At 62.7% G+C, this 19305-nt stretch carries 20 protein-coding genes; 9 read left to right on the plus strand and 11 right to left on the minus strand.

The window, feature by feature from the left end:
• Positions 1 to 8 precede the first annotated feature (8 nt).
• Positions 9 to 1973 (minus strand): adenylate/guanylate cyclase domain-containing protein, encoded by a 1965-nt coding sequence (locus LRP30_RS18465; RefSeq protein WP_249761280.1) that lies wholly within the window; start codon positions 1971 to 1973, stop codon positions 9 to 11.
• Between the two features lie 147 nt (positions 1974 to 2120).
• Here LRP30_RS18465 and LRP30_RS18470 point away from each other — a divergent pair, with 147 nt between their 5' ends.
• A complete protein-coding gene (locus LRP30_RS18470) occupies positions 2121 to 2525 on the plus strand; it encodes a VOC family protein (RefSeq protein WP_091892982.1) in 405 nt (134 codons plus the stop codon).
• 284 nt (positions 2526 to 2809) lie between these two features.
• Positions 2810 to 3040 carry a hypothetical protein gene (locus LRP30_RS18475; RefSeq protein ID WP_128934188.1) on the plus strand — a complete coding sequence of 77 codons (231 nt, stop codon included), beginning with the start codon at positions 2810 to 2812 and terminating at the stop codon, positions 3038 to 3040.
• 151 nt (positions 3041 to 3191) lie between these two features.
• Here the strand turns inward: LRP30_RS18475 and LRP30_RS18480 are convergent, their stop codons facing one another.
• Together LRP30_RS18480 and LRP30_RS18485 are read right to left on the minus strand one after the other, a co-directional pair.
• Positions 3192 to 3788 carry a phasin family protein gene (locus tag LRP30_RS18480; protein WP_249761281.1) on the minus strand — a complete coding sequence of 199 codons (597 nt, stop codon included), beginning with the start codon at positions 3786 to 3788 and terminating at the stop codon, positions 3192 to 3194.
• Between the two features lie 238 nt (positions 3789 to 4026).
• Complete coding sequence (locus LRP30_RS18485; protein ID WP_249761282.1) at positions 4027 to 4563, minus strand: DUF992 domain-containing protein; 537 nt, start codon at positions 4561 to 4563, stop codon at positions 4027 to 4029.
• Between the two features lie 918 nt (positions 4564 to 5481).
• Between LRP30_RS18485 and LRP30_RS18490 the strand changes: the two genes are divergently transcribed.
• Entirely contained in the window at positions 5482 to 7104 is a 1623-nt protein-coding gene (locus LRP30_RS18490) for an ABC-F family ATP-binding cassette domain-containing protein (protein ID WP_249761283.1), read from the plus strand.
• Positions 7105 to 7270: 166 nt separating this feature from the next.
• Here LRP30_RS18490 and LRP30_RS18495 read toward each other — a convergent pair whose 3' ends face one another.
• Entirely contained in the window at positions 7271 to 7804 is a 534-nt protein-coding gene (locus LRP30_RS18495; protein ID WP_249761284.1) for a transposase, read from the minus strand.
• A gap of 131 nt (positions 7805 to 7935) precedes the next feature.
• Between LRP30_RS18495 and LRP30_RS18500 the strand changes: the two genes are divergently transcribed.
• Positions 7936 to 8811, plus strand: a complete 876-nt coding sequence (locus LRP30_RS18500) for an MBL fold metallo-hydrolase (protein WP_249761285.1) — start codon at positions 7936 to 7938, stop codon at positions 8809 to 8811.
• 176 nt (positions 8812 to 8987) lie between these two features.
• Here LRP30_RS18500 and LRP30_RS18505 read toward each other — a convergent pair whose 3' ends face one another.
• Complete coding sequence (locus LRP30_RS18505; RefSeq protein ID WP_128934182.1) at positions 8988 to 9236, minus strand: hypothetical protein; 249 nt, start codon at positions 9234 to 9236, stop codon at positions 8988 to 8990.
• 203 nt (positions 9237 to 9439) lie between these two features.
• Between LRP30_RS18505 and LRP30_RS18510 the strand changes: the two genes are divergently transcribed.
• Entirely contained in the window at positions 9440 to 9904 is a 465-nt protein-coding gene (locus LRP30_RS18510; protein WP_249761286.1) for a cupin domain-containing protein, read from the plus strand.
• A gap of 5 nt (positions 9905 to 9909) precedes the next feature.
• Here the strand turns inward: LRP30_RS18510 and LRP30_RS18515 are convergent, their stop codons facing one another.
• The gene (locus tag LRP30_RS18515) at positions 9910 to 10872 is read right to left on the minus strand and encodes an alpha/beta hydrolase (protein WP_249761287.1); all 963 of its coding nucleotides are present in this window, start codon (positions 10870 to 10872) and stop codon (positions 9910 to 9912) included.
• A gap of 115 nt (positions 10873 to 10987) precedes the next feature.
• Between LRP30_RS18515 and LRP30_RS18520 the strand changes: the two genes are divergently transcribed.
• Together LRP30_RS18520 and LRP30_RS18525 are read left to right on the plus strand one after the other, a co-directional pair.
• A complete protein-coding gene (locus LRP30_RS18520) occupies positions 10988 to 11665 on the plus strand; it encodes a nitroreductase (RefSeq protein ID WP_249761288.1) in 678 nt (225 codons plus the stop codon).
• Positions 11666 to 11799: 134 nt separating this feature from the next.
• Positions 11800 to 12003, plus strand: coding sequence for a hypothetical protein (locus LRP30_RS18525; RefSeq protein ID WP_128934178.1), 204 nt, complete (start codon positions 11800 to 11802; stop codon positions 12001 to 12003).
• A 25-nt stretch (positions 12004 to 12028) separates the two neighbouring features.
• Here the strand turns inward: LRP30_RS18525 and LRP30_RS18530 are convergent, their stop codons facing one another.
• From LRP30_RS18530 to LRP30_RS18540, 3 genes are read right to left on the minus strand one after another with little or no spacing between them, the layout of a single operon-like run.
• Positions 12029 to 13144 (minus strand): HD domain-containing phosphohydrolase, encoded by a 1116-nt coding sequence (locus LRP30_RS18530; protein ID WP_249761289.1) that lies wholly within the window; start codon positions 13142 to 13144, stop codon positions 12029 to 12031.
• 50 nt (positions 13145 to 13194) lie between these two features.
• On the minus strand, positions 13195 to 13527 hold the full coding sequence (locus tag LRP30_RS18535; RefSeq protein WP_249761290.1) for a PilZ domain-containing protein: 333 nt from the start codon (positions 13525 to 13527) through the stop codon (positions 13195 to 13197).
• Complete coding sequence (locus tag LRP30_RS18540; protein WP_249761291.1) at positions 13524 to 14648, minus strand: DUF2336 domain-containing protein; 1125 nt, start codon at positions 14646 to 14648, stop codon at positions 13524 to 13526. The genes LRP30_RS18535 and LRP30_RS18540 overlap by 4 nt, the downstream gene beginning before the upstream one ends.
• A 302-nt stretch (positions 14649 to 14950) precedes the next feature.
• Between LRP30_RS18540 and LRP30_RS18545 the strand changes: the two genes are divergently transcribed.
• Both LRP30_RS18545 and LRP30_RS18550 read left to right on the plus strand, forming a co-directional pair.
• Positions 14951 to 15898, plus strand: coding sequence for an AraC family transcriptional regulator (locus tag LRP30_RS18545; RefSeq protein ID WP_249761292.1), 948 nt, complete (start codon positions 14951 to 14953; stop codon positions 15896 to 15898).
• Positions 15899 to 15948: 50 nt separating this feature from the next.
• Positions 15949 to 16539: an NAD(P)H-dependent oxidoreductase gene (locus LRP30_RS18550; protein ID WP_249761293.1), complete on the plus strand. Its 591-nt coding sequence runs from the start codon at positions 15949 to 15951 to the stop codon at positions 16537 to 16539.
• A 6-nt stretch (positions 16540 to 16545) separates the two neighbouring features.
• Here LRP30_RS18550 and LRP30_RS18555 read toward each other — a convergent pair whose 3' ends face one another.
• Both LRP30_RS18555 and LRP30_RS18560 read right to left on the minus strand, forming a co-directional pair.
• Positions 16546 to 18627 (minus strand): methyl-accepting chemotaxis protein, encoded by a 2082-nt coding sequence (locus tag LRP30_RS18555; RefSeq protein ID WP_249761294.1) that lies wholly within the window; start codon positions 18625 to 18627, stop codon positions 16546 to 16548.
• 91 nt (positions 18628 to 18718) lie between these two features.
• Positions 18719 to 19159: a DUF1810 domain-containing protein gene (locus LRP30_RS18560; protein WP_249761295.1), complete on the minus strand. Its 441-nt coding sequence runs from the start codon at positions 19157 to 19159 to the stop codon at positions 18719 to 18721.
• Between the last annotated feature and the right edge of the window lie 146 nt (positions 19160 to 19305).

Consider the following 19305-nt stretch of genomic DNA (forward strand, 5'->3'; position numbering starts at 1 on the left):
TTGCTCGTTCACCGTTCAGGAAGGCCCGCCTTACGCAGACCCTCAGCGATGCGCTGAAATTCGGCAAGGAAAACGACGTTATCAGACCACTCAGACCCATCCTGCAACCAAAGGGCAACGGTGTAGTTGGGCATGAGCCGACGAAGCTCGCCGACGGCGGCAAGAGCTTCGGGCTCATGTCCCGTCAATGCGTTGGCCGCGGCGAGATCTGCATAGGCAATCCAAAAGGGATTCACTGTAATGGAGCGGCTGCACCAGTCTATCGCTTCATCATATTGAGCGAGATGGCTGTGCGCATGACAGGCGTAGAAGTACCACGTGCTTAGGAGCGGATCGCGGGGGCTGAGCTGGATGGCCATTTGGAGTGGGGCAAATGCCTCCGCAGATCGGCCAACACGTATCTTGGCAGCGCCCAGCGCGCCATGAGCCGGGGCGAGACTAGGATTTATCCCGATTGCGGCCATATACTCGCTGACAGCAGCGTCGAGATTCCTGCCCTTGGCGCGTTGGATCTCGCCCTTTACAAAATGTGCCATTGCGTCGCTGGGAAACTGGGACAGAACCTGATCCACCGTTTTCTCAGCGCGCCGTAACTTATCGGCGGGTGCATCGGTCCAACGATAATTGACTTGTATTGCCAAAGTATCTGCCAACCCCACGAGGGCCTTAGGGTAGCCGGGGTCGATCCGCAGTGCGCGCTCGAAGAGGGCACCCGACTCGGCTACCTGTTCGCGCGAATAGGGACGATTGAGCACGGCCAGGCCCTGCATTGTAAGATCGACCGCGTCGGGATTGTTGGGCCGCGCGACCTCCGCGTCGCGGCTTTCGTGGTTAGTCAACTCGAGATCAAGCCGCCGCGCCAATCCACCCGTGATGACATCCTGAAGCTGCAACGATTTGGACCACTCACCGTCGACGCTCTCCGACCAGATCTGGGCGCCGGTTCGCGTATCGATCAGCCGGGCGTTGATCCGGACAATCGACTCCGTTCGGCGCAAGCTACCGTCGAGGATATAACGGACGCCGAGTTCGCGGCGAACGCGCTTTGGGTCAACGTTCTTATAGGCACGGGCTGTACTCGGCGCGATCACGAAGCTGTCCTCGATCCGCGAGAGATCGGAGCTTAGATCATCAGCAACACCTTCCGCAAAGTACTCCTGCTCGGGTTCGTTGCTCAAATTCGTGAATGGCAGCACGACAATCGATAGACGATGCTTCACCAATTGTGGCTCATTCCATCGCATGTACCAGTAACCAAGACCGCCGCCAGCCATGAGCAGGAGAAGCGCCATTGTAAGACCCATCCGAGCTCGCCGGCTATGCGCAGGCCACTGGACAAACGGAAAGCCCGAAATGACCGGCAGCGTATCGGAGAGCTGCGAAGCATAGACTCGGACTGGGAGAGCGATATTTTTGAGGTTCTGCTCGCCCAGATCGGCGAACTCGACCCCGACCTTGCCACGGACTTGATCGTAGGCGGCCGAAGATATGCAGATGCCCCCGGCCTTCGCGATGCCTTCAAGCCGCGCCGCGACATTCACGCCATCGCCAAAGATGTCATTCGGCTCGACAATCACATCGCCGATATTAATTCCCACGCGGAAGACTATGCGCTTGGCGTCTGGATCATCGATTGTCAGTTCCTTGACACGGGTCTGAAATTGTACCGCAGCTCGAACCGCTTCGACCGCGCTCGGAAATTCCGCCAAGAAGCCATCGCCGGTGTTCTTAACGATGCGGCCATCGTGGTCGGCAACTGCCGGGCCGACTGCGTCCGTCAAAAGCGCAGTCAGTTTGGCATGCGTTGCCTCTTCGTCATTGTGCATGAGCCGCGAATAGCCGGCCACGTCGGCGGCCAATATCGCCGACAGCCTGCGCGCGATCCGGGCTGGCCGCTCCTGCACCATGGCCGGCTCTCCAACCCGCTCATTTTTACGACGGATGCGTGACAGTGCCAACCATGCGATGTCCACCCTGAGCGGTCCCATCATTAAAACGTTAGCTGCTCTGACCGATTGTTCAGTGGACGCCTCTATGTCGCCGATTGGACCCTGAGCGGACTTTGGCTTGACTGAGGATGCGACGCGCCCAACTCTTATTAAACTCAGAGGGAGAGAAGGATGCTAGCGAACGCGAAGGTGGCCACCCGTCTTCCAGCCAAGGACCTAGATCGGGCGCGGGCGTTCTATTCCGAAAAACTCGGGCTCGACCCTGTCGAACAACGCGAAGGTGGACTGCGCTACATCTGCGCAAGTGGCGAGTTTGCGATATTCATCTCGGCCGGAGTGCAATCCGGCACGCACACGCAGATGGGCTGGGAAGTTGAGGATATCGAGGCAACGGTGTGCGAGCTTCGCGCGCGGGGAGTCAAGTTCGAGGAATACGACCTGCCCGGTCTGAAGACCGTTGAGGGGATCGCCGAGATAGCCGGGAATTACGCCAGCAAGGGTATCGGTGAGCGAGGCGCGTGGTTCCGCGACAGCGAAGGCAATCTTCTTGGAATCGGGCAGCCGGTCCGGTCTTGATGGGGGAGGCGATCGCACAGTTGTCGGCGTGCATCGCCCCCAGCCGTGGCACAAAGGCCACGCGGGTTTGGTCCATCAGCGAAGCAACCCGTCGTCTAACGGAGGTCCGTTCGTTGAGACATGGCGGACCAGATTTGCTTCTGCGTTGATCCTGCGTTCCTTCGTGAACGTGCTGTTCATAGTGGAACGACGATTTTCTGCATTGGTCCCCGCTCATTGTCACGAAACCAATCTCCGGCCCGATCGTTGGCCCAATGCTCCGTCACTTGCGAGAGGAGTGCCAAATGAAGCGAACGATCCTCGCGCTCGCCGCAGTGGCTGCTCTAGCTGCGGGAGCGGTAACAACAGCAAACGCTGTTGAGTTTGGCATCGGTCCCGGCGGCGTCTATGTCGGCCCGGACCGATACTACCGTGACTACGGTAACGAATACTACGGCGGTTGCCGCACCATCGTCGAACACCGGATCAACCGGTTCGGTGAGGATATTGTGGTTCGCCGCCGCATCTGCGACTGACCGCAGTGAGTTGGGCCCCGACGCGTCCAATACGTCGGGGCCCTCATTGTTTCTGCCCTCAGCTCTGCGAGAGAACAAGGCCGTCAGGTTTAGCGGCGCGGTGAGCGGCTGAGGTTCAGCCGCGCACGTGCGCCATGATTATGCCAGCGCGCTAGGCTGCGTGCCGCATGCGTTCGATACTCTGGGTTATATGGTTTCCGGCATCGTCAGCCACCTTCAGAGACATGTCCGCCATCCGGCGGCTGGTGTCCAGGGCGCTACTGATCGTGTCGCGCATCAGATCAGTCTGCACGGCCGCCAAATCGTGAGGAGTTCGGCAGCGCCAGAGTTCGTTCATGCGATCCATGGTCCGATCGATCTGCTGTCGAACGAAATCAAAGTACTCGCGTGACACGCCATTCATTCCTTTGGCGACTGCGGTCGTAGAGTACATGATGGCTTCGGCGTTGCGGACCGAGCGTTCCGTTGCCCGCTGTGCTTCATTGCCCGTCAAACCGAACGTGCGACCAAGCTGATCAGTCGAGCGGCCCATCATCGCGGTGGCCATGTCGACACCGAAGCGCCAAGTGTTTTGCAGCATCTCGGCATTTTGTTGCATTAGATGGCTGCTGGCTTGGGCGACCTCTTCGCCGGCCTCAGCGGTAGCTAGGCCGATCCGTCTGGTCTGCTCCGCGGTCCTCTCGGCAGCGCGGCGGATTGTGTCCTCAGGGCTTTGGGTAGACTTTTCCTCCTGGCGTGGATTGGCCATTAGTTGCTCCATCGTTGTTGTTGGTGAGGTCGGATCCTATGCCCTCCGTCACAGGTGCGATCCTACGCGAGCAAACGTGGGCATTTCTCGACCGTTCCGGGGCGAGCGAATTTTAATCAATCCTCCGCCATTGCGCGCAGGAACGAGCGGTTCAACTTCCCTGAGGGCACCGGTGGCCACTGCGGACCCGGACTCACCGACAAGCGCCATTTCTACTTCAATTCGCCGACGACGGCGGTCATCTGCGGCGCAAAGGCGCAGCGGCCGGCCGCAATTCCATTCTCGATATGCCTGCTGCGATGTTCATACCTGTTTGCGCCTGGACGGATACCGGCTGCAAGGCGATCGTGCGATCCGAGCCGCCCACCAGGAGGTTGGCGCCAACTCCGGCACCAACTGTGCCGCCGGCGGTCGCGCCGGCATAGGTTCCGGCCAACGCGGCGTGGCGAACCGCGGTCGGAGCATAAACAGCCCAAACGAGCTGACCGCCGGACGTGGCTCCTATATCGAGACCAAGCGTGCTGACGGTGCCTTCGTAAGCCTCGCGCGCCCTGCCTCTCGCCGATGCATAGATGCAGCTCAACTGCCGTTGTCCAGCAACGATCATGCCGACTCCGGGCGATATGTTGCACGTGAGCGTGCCGACTCTCGGTCGTCCGGTCTCCTGCGCCGTTGCCGGAACCGTGGCGAGCACGAGAGCCAGGGCCGCGCACGCTGTCGCCAAATTGGTCAGCCTTGTTTCGTTCCGCGTTGTCCCAATCATGAGGGCCTCCATCGAGCGTATTCTGATGGTCCTTCAATGCGCGCTGAGCTCGCGATGTTCCGTTGATGGCACACGTCGAAGACGTGCGAGTGAGCCCAATGCGGGTCGATATTTAGGTGACCGGGCGCCCTCAAACGGCTCTTGCTCTGCGGCCCACTTTGGCACGCCGTCTTCGGCCGATTGTTCTCGCTTCTGCGTTTCGGAGCCTGCTTCGAAGCGTCTCCACTTCTCGAAGCCCCGCCACAATCGCTTGCACACGTTCGCGCAGGACAGCGCAAGTATAAACCTGACCAGTACTGGACATCCCTGCCTCAGAATATGATTTGAACCAAGAAGTCGACGAAAAGACCAAGGAAGTGAATATTCGCTAGGCCGAAGTCAGTGGGCTAAAGCTGCAGTCGCCAGATGCTCCCAGTACTCTGCCTCTGCGAGCAGTTTCCAGCTTCTGTCAGGATGAAGCGCGGCAGTCTGCCGGCAAAGTGACGCCATTGCGCGAAAGCGGCGGGCAGCTTCCATTCCAAACCTCCCATGTTTTCCCCAACATATTTTTGTATTTTATGATGGAGTCATCATGATTATCGGAAATAACTAAATTTGTCGTTTGTTGGCAGTTAATTAGGTTCCGGCGGCGCGCCTGAATGAAATGAATTTCGCTTTTGGCTTCGCATCAGTTTCGAATGCTTCGGTGCTCGGTCGTGTTGCGCACCGATTGCGCATCTCCGCACAATCGACGCGCTAGGCGAGCTGATCACCTCCGCTCCCAACCATGAGATCGCAATGATGCAGACCGTCGAGGACCACGAGCCCTAAGCTGCGGGGTGAAACGATCGAATTGGCATCCGGTAGGACTGAATCCGGGCCCCGCCGGGCTTCCCCTGACGGCTCGCATAGCCTATGACGCTGCAACGCAAAAATCCCCCAAATGACCCCATGATCCGCCTCGACAACGTCAGCAAGCAAGCCGGCCACCAGATCCTGTTCATCGAAGCCTCCGCGGCCCTCAACAAGGGTGAGAAGATCGGCCTTGTCGGTCCGAACGGCGCCGGCAAGACCACATTGTTCCGGATGATTGCCGGCGAGGAACTGCCCGACGAGGGCCAGGTCTCGACCGATCGCGGCATCACGATCGGCTATTTCAACCAGGACGTCGGCGAGATGAGCGGCCGCAGCGCCGTGGCCGAGGTGATGAATGGCGCAGGTCCTGTGAGCGAGGTCGCGGCCGAGCTGCGCGAGCTCGAGGCCGCGATGGCCGATCCCGACAAGGCCGACGCGATGGACGAGATCATCGCCCGCTACGGCGAGGTGCAGCATCGCTTCGAGGAACTCGACGGCTACGCGCTCGACGGCCGTGCGCGCGAAGCGCTGTCAGGCCTCGGCTTCAGCCAGGAGATGATGGACGGCGACGTCGGCAAGCTCTCCGGTGGCTGGAAGATGCGCGTGGCGCTGGCCCGCATCCTCCTGATGCGCCCCGACGTGATGCTGCTCGACGAGCCGAGCAACCATCTCGATCTCGAAAGCCTGATCTGGCTGGAAAAATTCCTGCACGATTACGAAGGCACGCTGCTGATGACCTCGCACGACCGCGAGTTCATCAACCGCGTGATCTCCAAAGTGATCGAGATCGATAGCGGCTCGCTCACCACCTACACCGGCGATTACGAATTCTACGAGCAGCAGCGGGCGCAGAACGAGAAGCAGCAGCAGGCCCAGTTCGAGCGCCAGCAGGCCATGCTCGCCAAGGAGATCAAGTTCATCGAGCGCTTCAAGGCGCGCGCCTCGCATGCGGCCCAGGTGCAGAGCCGGGTCAAGAAGCTCGACAAGATCGAGCGGGTCGAGCCGCCGCGCCGCCGCCAGAGCGTCGCGTTCGACTTCCCGCCGGCGCCGCGCTCGGGCGAGGATGTCGTCGCGCTGAAGAATGTCCACAAGGGCTACGGCAATAAGCGCATCTATGACGGCTTCGATTTCATGATCCGCCGCCGCGAGCGCTGGTGCGTGATGGGCATCAACGGCGCCGGCAAATCGACCTTGCTCAAGCTCATTGCCGGTGCGAGCGAGCCGGACGAGGGCACGGTGGCGCTCGGGGGCAGCGTCAAGATGGGCTATTTCGCCCAGCACGCGATGGATTTGCTCGACGGCGAACGCACCGTGTTCCAGTCGCTGGAAGACGCGTTTCCGACCGCGGGGCAGGGCTCCTTGCGTGCGCTCGCCGGCTGCTTCGGCTTCTCCGGCGACGACGTCGAGAAGCGCTGCCGGGTGCTGTCGGGCGGCGAGAAGGCGCGCCTGGTGATGGCCAAGATGCTGTTCGATCCGCCGAACTTTTTGGTGCTGGACGAGCCGACCAACCATCTCGACCTCGCCACCAAGGAGATGCTGATCACGGCGCTGTCGGATTTCGAGGGCACCATGCTGTTCGTCTCGCATGACCGGCATTTCTTGGCGACGCTGTCGAACCGCGTGCTGGAACTGACGCCGGAGGGCATCCACCAGTATGGCGGCGGCTACACGGAGTATGTCGCGCGCACGGGGCAGGAGGCGCCGGGGTTGCGGTCGTAGGTGGGCGGTAGTCCGGATGGAGCGGCAGCGCAATCCGGGGTTCGTGCCACGCGCGCGGTCGCACGGTGTGGTTATTGTGCCCCGGATTGCGCTTCGCTCCATCCAGGCTACAAGAGGCCGCTTGATATCGTTCGTAGCCCGGATGGAGCGTCAGCGTAATCCGGGATCACTCTCCGCGTTCACCGAAGTTGCCGTCTATCTCGCCGGTGCCGCCCCAGTCGGCGGGTAGCAAGCCAGCGCGGACGTAGCGATGGAGCGAAGAATAGGGCCAATCTGTCGGCGATGAGACAAGGCCGTGCTTGACTGGATTAAAGTGGATGTAGCCGGCGCAGCGCTCGAAATCAGCATCGTTGCGAATTGTGTGCTCCCAAAATCGCCGCTGCCATAGGGCGAACTCGCCGCGATGGTTGCGGGAGATTGGGGCGCCGGAAGCTGCGAGCCGGTGAGTGAACAGGCTTTTGATACGTCGCCATCTCCCGGAGAAATCAGCGTCATCGTTCGGGAGCGTCATGATGACGTGGAGGTGATCCGGCAGGATCACGATCGCGTCGATCTCGAATGGTCGTTCGACGCGCGTCATGCGGAATGCGCCGCGTAGTTTGTCGACATGGTCGATCAGCACGGATGATCGTCGATCATCCAGCGTTGCGGTGAAGAAGAAGGTCCCGGCCGGGACGAAATTGCGACGATAGCGGACCATGCGAGGAGCTTTCCCGGATTACGCTTCGCTCCATCCGGGCTACAACCAAATCGAGAGAGTTTCAATGAACTCGCTTACTTGAAGATCTCTGCCGCTCTCGCTACCCTTTCGCAAAAAGGGAGCGAAAAACCATGAAGCAACTGCGGATCGGCGACATCACCATCGATGCGGTGATCGAGCGGGAAGGGCCATGGCGGCGGCCGCAGGATTTCTTCCCGGCCTATGACGAGGGCGTGTTCGCCCGTCATCTGCCGACGATGGAGCCGGAGGTGTTCGACGCCGCGCGCGGCATGATGGTGATCACCTACCAGACCTTCGTGGTCCGCACGCCGCGCTACACGATTTTGGTCGACACCTGTACCGGCGAGGACAAGGGCCATCCGCCGCCGTTTGATTTTCCCGGCAAGGAGCGCTGGCGCAACGAATTGTTCGCGCTCGGCATCGGCTTCGAGCAGATCAACTACGTGTTCTGCACGCATCTGCATATCGACCACACCGGCTGGAATACCACCTTGCGCGATGGGCGCTGGGTGCCGACGTTCCCGAACGCGAAGTACGTCTTCCACAAGCGCGAGTACGCGGCCTGGGAGGCCGAGCACGCCAAGGGAAACAACCCGCCCGGCACCGTGTTTCGCGACAATTGCCTGCCGATCGTCGAAGCGGGACAGGCGCTATTGGTCGATGACGACTACGCGCTCGACGACACCGTGACGCTGACGCCGACGCCGGGGCATTCGCCCTGTCATTGCTGCGTCAACATTGTCTCGAAGGGCCAGCGCGCGGTGGTCGCTGGCGATCTCATGCATCATCAGATCCAGTGCCGCGAACCGGACTGGTCGGCGAAGCCGGATTGGGATCCGAAGCAGTCGGCGGTGTCGCGGCGAAAGTTCTTCGCTTCGGTTGCGGACACCGACACGTTGATCCTGCCGGTGCACTTTCCGGCGCCGACGGCCGGACTGATCAAGCCGCTGGATGGGGCGTTTGATTACAAGTTCAAGCGGGAGTGAGGCAGCGAACTAGTCGCGAGGCTCATGTCCCGGACGCGGTGCGGCACGCAGTGACGCGCCGCTCAGCCGGAACCGATCTCTCGGACTGCGTGTGGAAACATGGGCCCCGGCTCTGCAGCGCATCGCTGAGAGCGCTGCGCTGCGTCCGGGGCACGAGCTTCTTGCAATACGCGCCACTACGCGCTGGTCTCGCACTTCTTCATAAAGCTGTTCTTGGCGGCGCCGGCGAGCGGCTTGCCGTCGGAGCCGACGGCCTTGGGCGCGCAGGCGTCGGCCTTGCACTTCTTCAGGAACGAGGTCTTGGCGGCACCGGCCAGGGGCTTGCCGTCCTTGCCGATCGCTTTGCTCTCGCACGTTTCTTGCGCGAAGGCCGAGCCCGCTGCAAAGGTGGCAACGATCGCCGCCAGGAAAATCCGCTTCATCATGGGTGTCTCCCTAAACCAGAAATGGCAGGAGGATTGGAGCCGGGAATCGTGGCGCAATCAAGCAGGATGAGCGGGCGTAGTCGGTTCGGCCTGCCGATTTTTCGGGCGCGATCGGCAAACGCCCCCACTTATTGCACTGCTCGCTGACCAGGCCGGGCGATCCTGCTAGCTTCGGACGGTTGAGATAGAGAGGGAGCATCGTGATGGACGCCGTGATCCCGATAGACTGGGAAGCCGCCGACCGGCATTCTCACCTGGTTCAGCCGCAAGAGATGGACTGGCAAAAGACGCGGTTTCCAGGTTGCGAGGCCAAGACACTGCTGTTCGATCGCAGCAGCGGTCTGATGACCGCGTTGATGCGCTTTGCGCCGGGATCGGTGCTGCCCGATCACGAGCATGTCGGCATCGAGCAGAGCTACGTCATTGAGGGCGCGCTCGTCGACAAGGAAGGGCCGGCCAAGGGGATCGCCTGCAAGGCCGGGGAATTCATCTGGCGCGAGGCGGGCAGCCGGCACGCCGCCTGGTGCCCGGACGGGGCCTTGATCCTGGCGATCTTCCAGGTGCCGAACAAGTTCTTCGAAGCCGACGGCCGTGTCGTCGATGCCGCCGGTCAGGATTGGGACGAGACGTGGGGGCACACCGACGCGCAGCGGGCGCGGAGCATTTAGCGATCTCATACGCCCCGCGCGAGCAGGGCCTTGAAGTCGGCGCGTGCACGCTGCGCCTCGGCGCGCGCGACGTCTGAGGCGTCGCCCATGCCGAAATAGCCGTGGATCAGGCCTGGGCCCTCATGGTGCTTGACGCGGACGCCGGCGGCCTCCAGTGCCCGCGCATAGGCCGCGCCTTCGTCGCGCAGCGGATCGAACCAGGCGGTGGTCACGACCGCCGGCGCGACGCCGGCAAGGGATGCCGCGCGCAGTGGTGAGACTCGCCAGTCCGACGCATGGCCGGCATCGGCGAGATAATGGCCGCAAAACCATTCCATCACGGCGCGGGAGAGGAAGTAGCCGTCGGCATTCTCGGCGCGCGAGGGATAGCGCGCGTTCTCGCGCGCATCCGCATAGCTGCCGAGGACGTCGGTCACGGGATAGACCAGCAATTGCGCGGCGAGCTTGATGCCGGCGTCACGGCACGCGATCGCGGTGGTCGCCGCGAGATTGCCGCCGGCGCTGTCGCCGGCAACGCCGAAGCGCTTTGCATCGCCGCCAAATTCCGCGACGCGGTTGAAGATGTCACTCACCGCGGCAAAGGCGTCCTCGAAGGCGCCGGGAAAGCGCGTCTCGGGCGGGCGGCGATAGTCGACGGAGACGACGACCGCCCCGGTCTCGATCGCGAGGTTGCGCGCCTGCCGGTCGTGAGTTTCCAGATCGCCCGCGACCCAGCCGCCGCCATGGAAGAACACCACGGTCGGAGCGGGCGTGGTGCCGACCCGATAGACGCGTGCATCGAGCGGGCCGGCGCCGCCTTTCACCTCGATATCCTGTACGCTGTCGACGGGCGGTGGCGGGATGGCCGCGCGCGAGGCAGCCAGTGCGCGCAAGGAATCACGGGCGCTCTGTGGCGTCATGACCGCGGGATCGCGCATCGGCATGAGCGGAATGATCTCGGCGATCACGGGATCGAGCGGCGCGGCCATGACAGGTCCTCCAGGGTTCTTGGTCTTGCTTGCGGGTTAGCATAGATTTTGCGCGCCGCATCGGCAACCGGCGGTTCTCGCGCAACGCCGGACGAACGGGCAGGGAGGTCTTGAGGTGGAATTCGAAACGCTGGTCCAGTCGCGCCGCAGCGTGCGCGGCTTCAGGAACGAGCCGGTGCCGCGCGCGGTGATCGAGGCGATCATCGAGAGCGCCAAGCGCGCGCCGTCATCGATGAACACCCAGCCCTGGCATGTCCACGTGCTCACCGGCAGCCCGCTGGAGGAGGTGCGCCGCCGCAACATGGAGGAGATGATCGCCGGCGCCAAGGTCAAGCGCGACATCGTCAGCCATGGCGAGTACCAGGGCGTGCATCGCACGCGGCAGGTCGACATCGCCAAGAAGCTGTTCGGCGCGATGGGGATCGCGCGCGACGACAAGCCGATGCGCCAGGACTGGGTGCTGCGCGGCTTCCGCCAGTTCGACGCGCCGGTCTCGCTGGTCTTGACCTACGACCGCGTGCTCGATCCCGGCGCGGTCTGCCATTTCGATCTCGGCGCGCTCTGCTACGGCATCGTGCTCGCGGCGTGGGATCGCGGCCTCGGTTCGGTGATCAACGGACAAGGCATCATGCGCTCCGACATCGTGCGCGAGGTCGCGAAGATTCCGCAGGACGAGGTGATCATGACCTGCGTCGCGATGGGCTATCCCGACGACGGCTTTGCCGCGAATGCCGTTCGCTCGGACCGCGAACTAAACGAGGAGTTCGTGCGGTACGTGGGTTTTGCCGATTAGCACGATGAAGAGGAGATTGTTCTCTGGTGAAAATTTTTTTGGTGCGGAGTCGCTGGCAAGCTCTTGCAATCTCGAAGGGGCGGGAGGAACAATATGCAGACTGAGAGGTTTGTTGCTGGCGCGAGGGAATTGAGATGCGGCGGCTGGCTAGCCTGGTTCGATGGTTCTTCGGTCCGCGAGTGCGGCGCCCGATCGATGATGATCCAAGTCTTCCTTTCACACCCGAAGAGTTTGGCCGGCTGATCCGCAGCGGCAAGCACGAGGACATGAAGCTGCTGGCTGACGGGCTGGCCTGCCGCTCTATTCCGCACCGCGCCAAATATCGCGCGACGCACTAGCCGGTTCGCGGCGCCGTCGACGCGCTCACCTCGTGAGCGCGACCGGCTTGAACGCGGTCACCAGCGCCTTTTCCAGCTTTCCGGCCATCCCGCGCAGTATGTCGTAGGCTTCCACGCGCGGCATGGTCGGCTTGTAATGCCGGTGCTCGATGAGCGCTGCGAAGATGTCGGAAATCGTGAGAATTCGCACGATGTCGCCAATGGTTTCGGCGCAGAGGGCATCCGGATACCCGCTCCCGTCGAGATATTCGTGATGATGACGCACGGCATCGAGGATCTCCGGCGAAATCTCGGCGTGCCCCTTCAGAAACTCGTAGCCAGCGGCCGGGTGGGTCTCGATCAGGGCGCGCTCCTCGGAATCGAGACGACCCGGCTTGTCGAGGATGGCGAGCGGGATCTGCGCCTTGCCGATGTCGTGGAACATGGCCGCCGAGTAGAGGCGCTCCAGATCGGCTCTTCCGACGCCGAGGCTCAGGCCGAAGTCGATGGCGACTCCGGTCACGATCAGGCAGTGCTGATAGGTTCCTTCGTGATGGCGCCGCACCGTCGTGAGCCATTCCGACAGACCATGCTCAGTGATGCGATCGGCAATCTGGCGGCCGGCTTCCTTGGTGCCGTCCACGTCGAGCGGTTGGTCGAGGGTGACCGCCGTGAACATCGAGGCGAACGCGGTTGCCCCGATCTCAACCGCGTCGTCAAACTGTGCAGTCTCGCCTGACGAGGCAGAGGACGGATCGGCCGGATCAGCCAGCGCCAACAGCAATTTGGCCCGGCTGATCGTGCCGGGCAGGACGAGCGTCGCTCCAAGCGCATAGGCTTGCGAAACGCCGATGTGAGACGTGTCCTCGATGAGGAAGATCCGCTTCTTCGCTTTGGCCAATTTGCCGGCCCGTTTCTTGATGGCCGCGATGTTGTCGAGGTCGCGAAGCTCTGCGCGGATGACGATGGCGAACGGAACCTGCGACAGCTTGGCCTCGGCGTCGAGCCGTTCGCCCGCGATGGCGAAACGCTCCTCGAGAATCGAGCAGACACGCGCCAGCTTGTCGGACGTGTCGGCCAGCACATGCACGAAGGGGCGGGCCGCCTTGGTATCCCGGATGTCACGATCGAGCGGCCTGAGCGTGGTTCGCGGGTTCAGCACGGTTTGACCTTCGATGTCGTGGGGTCCAATGTGCGGGATGAATTCTCGGCTTATTTGCTTTCGGCGGAATTCCGTGTAGCGGTTGCCGGCGCGCTCGCCGGCTTCTTCTTGCCGCCTGCGGTGACGAAGTGGAGCCCGGCGGTGGTGCCATCGATCCAGACCAGTTCGCAGCGCCGAAAGGCGAGCCCCGTCGACGACAGCAGCATGAAGAATTCCTTGGCCTGGAGCACGTCCAGCGTACCCTCGACCTCGACCTTCGCACCTGTCTGCGATACGTCGAGCAGAACACAGCTGCGCCGCCAAGTGCCGTCTGAGCCCATCAGGTTGACGGGCTGCCGGTGATCCATCCGAACGCGCCCCGCCTTGCGGCCATCGAATCTCATTGCTTGTCCCCCAATCTTGCGCTGCGATGTGCCCTATCGTTTGTCTTGGCGTTTGCGGTGATTTCCCCCCAGCGCACCGTCCATTGGCTGGTCGACAGAAGCAGCGTGTCGAAGATCCGTTGCGCGCGTTCGCGCTCGGCAAAGGAAAGCCGTCGACCACTGCGGTTGCTCAGGATGGCCAGCGTGGTCTGCCAATTCAGCCGCGAAGCACGGCAGGCCATGACCAGACCCTCGCAATCCTCATCGGCCATGACGTGCTCGATGATGTCGAGCGGCGCCCCTGAGAGCACCGACAGCGCCGTGAAGAGATTGGCGGTCTCGCCACGGATCGCGAAGCGGTTGACGGTGGAATCGTTGAGCTTGCCGACGCGGTTGAGGGCAACGATCTCCGGCCTCGCGCTCGCATAGGCCGCCTGGCAGGGCAGCTTGGGCGGTGCCAAGGTGGCAGTTGCGCTCGATGTCGCGTTGTGCGGCGGCGTTGACGAGGCGTTGAGCTTCGCCGGCCTTTCCTGGCCGTTGGAGGCGGACAGCAGTTTTCGCACGATGAGCTCGGGCGTATCTGGCCTGAGCGCGAGCGCCTTCGTGATCTCGTCGTCCTGCCCGGCCCGGGCGATCAGCGTGGAATAGGCGGCCTCCGAGAGCTTGGCCCCGGGATTACCGATCAACGCAAGGTAGACGGCGCGGCTGCCGCTCTTGATCAGCGCCTCGGTCAGCGGCGGCTCGATGCGCTCGCGGGCGGCGATGGCGCATTGTTGCCGTTCGCCGCCCGAGGCGGCGATCGTCTCGAGATCGACCCTGGAGAGGGTCTGCGATTTGAGCAGGATAGAGCACGCGATGTCCGGATCGTGGTGTGCGGCAAGACGCAATGAGGTCTTCGGCGGGGCCACATTGAGTTCGGCAAGCGCGGTGCTGAGCTGAATTAGCGCACTGGTGTCGACGCGATCCGCCAAGCGCAGCAAAACGCCGTCGACCACATTGGCAAGCAGCTCCTGACGCCGGTGGCGACTGCCGGTGAGCAATTGCACAATGCCCGCAAGGATCCGAGCGCAGCGGTCCAGCGGACAGGAGGCGACCGCATCTTCCAACTCGACCAAAATATCAGCAGGCGAATTTGCCATCATGGCAGGAGCCTGAATCGAAATAACTTTGACAATTTAACGAACGTTATTGCGCCTCAAAATTCTTAATTTTTGATTTTAGAAATTAAATGTCGGGGTATTAATGCACCGCCGCAGTTCCGGGAAAATGCTATCGAAATTTGGCAAGATTTGACGCCTTCGACTTGTCCTTTCACTTGGACTCTTCTCAACTGAACAGGACCCGTTAGGCTTTACTCATCAGGTCCAACGGCGAATCAAAGGGAGAAGCGAACCGGCACAGTTGCCGGATGTGCGTCGGTTGCGACGTTGCATTCCATATTGCCATGAACAGCATCGATGACGTGCCAAGGTTGGCACCAAAAATATTTCGCTTTTCAGACGTCGACGAATTTCGGAACGCCATACGAGGCCTGGATTTCGAGTTCACGCCTTTCGTACGAAGGATTTCTGCTGAGCAGACCATTTTGTCGCTGCCCGGTTGCGACGTAAATTTGACGCGCGCATTTCCGCGCGTGGTTGACGGACAACTCGTCGAGAGTTGCACGGCGATCGGGTTCACGATGGACGACCTCGATGTCCCTATTCGATTCAATGGCGCGCAGCGCGCGCGCCCAGTCGTCGTCATTGGCAGCGGCGGAGCCGCCTACACGAGCATCGAGGAGGTGCAGCGGCAAATTGCCTCGGTGATGTTCAGGCCGGAGGTGACGGACCGCGGCTGGCCACGAGTAACCCTGAGCTTCCAGATTTTCGAAACGAGCGCCGCGAGCCTCGCCCGATTGCGCAGCGTGGTTCGCGAGGTGTTGGTCGCGGCGTCAGAGCCCATCGACGCATCAGACGTGCCGCTCAAGGCAGCCGCAATGAAAGAATCCCTGCTTGCGGCCGTTGACGGCGCATTCGAGAGTGTGGTCCGCGCGCGATGGACCGCGCTGCCCAATGACGAGCGGCACTTCAAGATGTTCCAGGAAATCCGCGCGCTGCTGTCCGACGATCTCTCACAGCCGATCTACAGCGAGGAGATTGCGCGCAAGCTCGGCCTGTCCGTCCGCACCATGCATGACGTGGTCAGGCGCTATCGCGGCATGAGCCTGCACCGCTATTTGCGGCTGCGCCGGCTATGGCTGGTCCGCAGGCGTCTGCTCGCCGGGGCGGACAGCGTCAAGGCCGTGGCGCTCGCCTTCGGCTTCTGGCATCTCAGCGATTTTTCCCGAAGCTACCGTGACCAGTTCGGCGAGACGCCATCGCAAACGCTGGAGCGCGGACGCGGGCGATAATCTGACAAATCGAGTAGGGCCGAACGCCGGTTTCGTGCTACCGTTCGACCATGAGCAATCGCATTCTCGTCCTTTACGGTTCCTACCGTTCCGACCGCATGGGCATCCGCCTTGCGAATTTCGTCATCAATCGTCTGCGCAGCCGCGGCGAGGACGTCGAATTCATCGACGCCAAGGCAATCGGCCTGCCGATGCTCGACCGCATGTACAAGGAATATCCCGAGGGCTCGGCGCCCGAGGCGCTCGAGAAGCTGGCCGGACAGATCCGCGGCGCCGACGGATTTGTTTTTGTTACTGGCGAGTACAATTGGGGCATCCAGCCCGGCCTGAAGAACCTGACCGACCATTTCCTCGAAGAGTGGTTCTGGCGCCCGGCCGCGATCGCGAGCTATTCCGCCGGCCGACTGTCCGGCGCACGCGCCGCGACCGCCTGGCACGGCACGCTGTCGGAAATGGGCATGGTGGTGGTGTCGAGTACCATCGGCGTCGGCCCGATCGCGCAGACGCTATCGGCCGACGCCGAACCGATCGGCGACGGCGGCAAGGCCCTGGAGCGCTCGTTCCCGCGCTTTGCCGACGATTTGCTGTGGTGGATCGAGGCGGCGAAAGCACAGCGGGCGCGCAAGGCGCCGCCTTATTGAGCCTCTTTACGCCGCCCTGACCTCGCCGAGGAAGCGGTCGAACTGGCCGGCGAGATCGCGCGACTGGGTTGAGAGCTGCTCGGCGGCGCCCAGTACCTCCCTGGCGGCGGCTCCCGTGTCGTCGGCGGCGCGCTGCACGCCGGAGATGTTGCTGTTGACCTCCTGGGTGCCGCGCGCGGCCTCCTGGACGCTGCGGGCAATCTCCTTGGTCGCCGAGCCCTGTTCCTCGATCGCAGCCGCGATCGCGATGCCGATCTGGTCGATCTCGGCGATGACGTCGGCGACGTTGCGGATCGCGGCCACGGTCTGGTCGCTCGCGGACTGGATCGCCGTGATCTGCTCGGAAATTTCAGTCGTGGCCTTGGCGGTCTGGCCGGCCAGTGACTTCACTTCGGAAGCAACCACCGCAAAGCCGCGGCCGGCATCGCCCGCACGGGCTGCCTCGATGGTCGCGTTCAGTGCGAGCAGGTTGGTCTGCTCGGCGATGCTCTGGATCAGCGTGACGACGTCGCCGATCTTCTGCGCGCCCTCTGCGAGCGCGCGCGCGGTATCGCCGGTGCGGCGAGCATTGTCGACGGCGCGGGCGGCAATCTCGGTGGATTGCGCGACCTGACGGCCGATCTCCGAGATCGAGGAGGTCAGCTCCTCGGTGGCGCTGGCAACCGTCTGCACATTGGTCGAGGTCTGTTCGGAGGCAGCGGCGACGATGGCGGCCTGGCTGTTGGTCTGGGCCGCCGTCGACGTCATCGACTGCGCGGTGGTCTCCATCGTGGAGGAGGCCCGCGAGAGGCCGCCGACGAGCTCGGTAATCTTGGCCTCGAAGGCGCGGGTGAGGTCGTCGAGCGCCTGGGCGCGGCGCATCTTGCCGTCGTTCTCGGCCTGCTTCTCGGCCGCAAGCCGGTCGGCCCGGATCATGTTGTCCTTGAACACCTGGACGGCGGCGGCCATCGCCCCGATCTCGTCGGAGCGCTCGGCGCCGGGGATGCTTTCCGCAACTTCGCCGTCGGCGAGCCGCGACATCCGCGTGGTCAGGCTGACGATCGGCGCGCAGACGCGGCGGAGCACAGTCACGATGAGACCGGCGCTCGCGATCAGCACGGCGGCAAGGCCTGCAAGCGCGATGGTGAAGCTGGTGCGCGCGCCCGAAGACGCGCCGGCGAGGATCTCTTCGGCGTTGTCGTAGAAGGCGTCGCGGACGCCGATGATGGTGCCGAGGCCGCGCTGCGTGGCAGCGTAATAGGTGTCCATGTCGTGCTCGTACTTGCCGCTGACCGCGCCGTCCTTCACCAGCTTGAGCTCGCGGCCGAAATCCTCGACATAGATCGCGTTGAACTTCTCCAGTGCAGCGGCGACGTTCGCCGGAGTGGCGGGATTGCCGCGCAATTCCTGCAGCGCCATCACGATCTGATCGTTGCGGCCTTGCGAGCGGCTGATCTCGGCCTTCTCGGCGTCGGTCGCCGGCTTCTTGCCGCCAACGAGATTCTTGTGCAGGCTGGAATTGAAGCCGCCGACGTCGCGCAGCGTCATCGCGATGTTGGCGTAGCTGGCCTGCCGGTAGGCGTCGCCGTTGAGAATCGCCATGCGGCGGACCTGCTCGTTGAGCAGCGCGGTCACGCCGCTGTTGAGCACGGCATTGTCGGCGACGATCTTCTTGGCGGCGTCCTTGCGCGCCTCCGCAGGCCCCGCGAGCGCCTTGTCGATGGCCTCGCGTAGCGCGGTGAATTTCGCATTGATGCCGTCGATGTTGCTGCCGATGGTGCTGCCGTCGTCGAAGGAGCCGGGCAGCTCCTTGCGCAGCGCGTTCATCCTGTCGCGGGCTCCGTCGGTCTGCTTGCGCAGCTTCTCCTGCTCGGCGAGCAGCGCAGGATCGATCGTGGCGGGGCCGTACAGGATGTTGGTGGAAAAGCCGCGCTCGGGATTGAGATAGCGCGGGATGTCGCTGGCAGCGCGGACGATCGCCAGGCGACCTTGCGCCTCGCTGATCCGCTCCATCGTCTGATATTTCGTCACGGCGACGTAGACGGCGAGGCCGCCGCCGACGGTCGAGAGCGAGACGATGGCGGTGGTCAGGAGCGTACCGATTTTCATGATCTGTCCGGCAATTGGCGCGGGAGAATTATTGTGCACGAAAGATAGGCAGGCGATGTTAATCCCGGGTTTACGCTGGTGGCCGCGCAACTCAGCCGGATGCCCGGTCAAGCTTGGCGAGGATCTTCAGCGTGGCGCCGTCGCGTTCGCCCGCGAAATATCGGGCGATCGCCTGATCGAAGACGGGCTCATGGGATACCGCACCGAACAGCGTCATCGACGAGCGGAATTTCGCATCATCCGGCGCGCCCAGGATTGCGTTGATGGTCCGCCCCTGAACGGCGAGCACGAGCCTCGTGCATTCGATCAGGCGCACCCCGAGGACGGGATGGGCGAGGTAGGCCTCGGCCTCCGCGCGGGAGCCTATGGCATAGCGCTGCGACATGGCGCTGAAGCCGAGGCCTGCGACCTGCGGGAAGATGAACCACATCCAGTGAGTCTGCTTCCGGCCCCGGGCCAACTCGCCCTGGACGTCGCGATAGACCGGGTCCTGGGCCTGGACAAAGCGGTTGAGATCGAACGGATCGGTCATTGGATACCTCAGGAAGCCTCACCGGACCCCTTGCCGGCCGCGATTATGCCTAACTTTTGGCTCCCAATGTGGTAGCTGGTATAGAGTCTCCGGGTGGGGGTTGGGCGCCCCCGGGGGTCGATTTGGGGATCTGATGGTTTCCGACG

The organism is Bradyrhizobium sp. C-145, from assembly GCF_023375135.1.
In the GTDB taxonomy this organism is placed as follows: domain Bacteria; phylum Pseudomonadota; class Alphaproteobacteria; order Rhizobiales; family Xanthobacteraceae; genus Bradyrhizobium; species Bradyrhizobium zhanjiangense.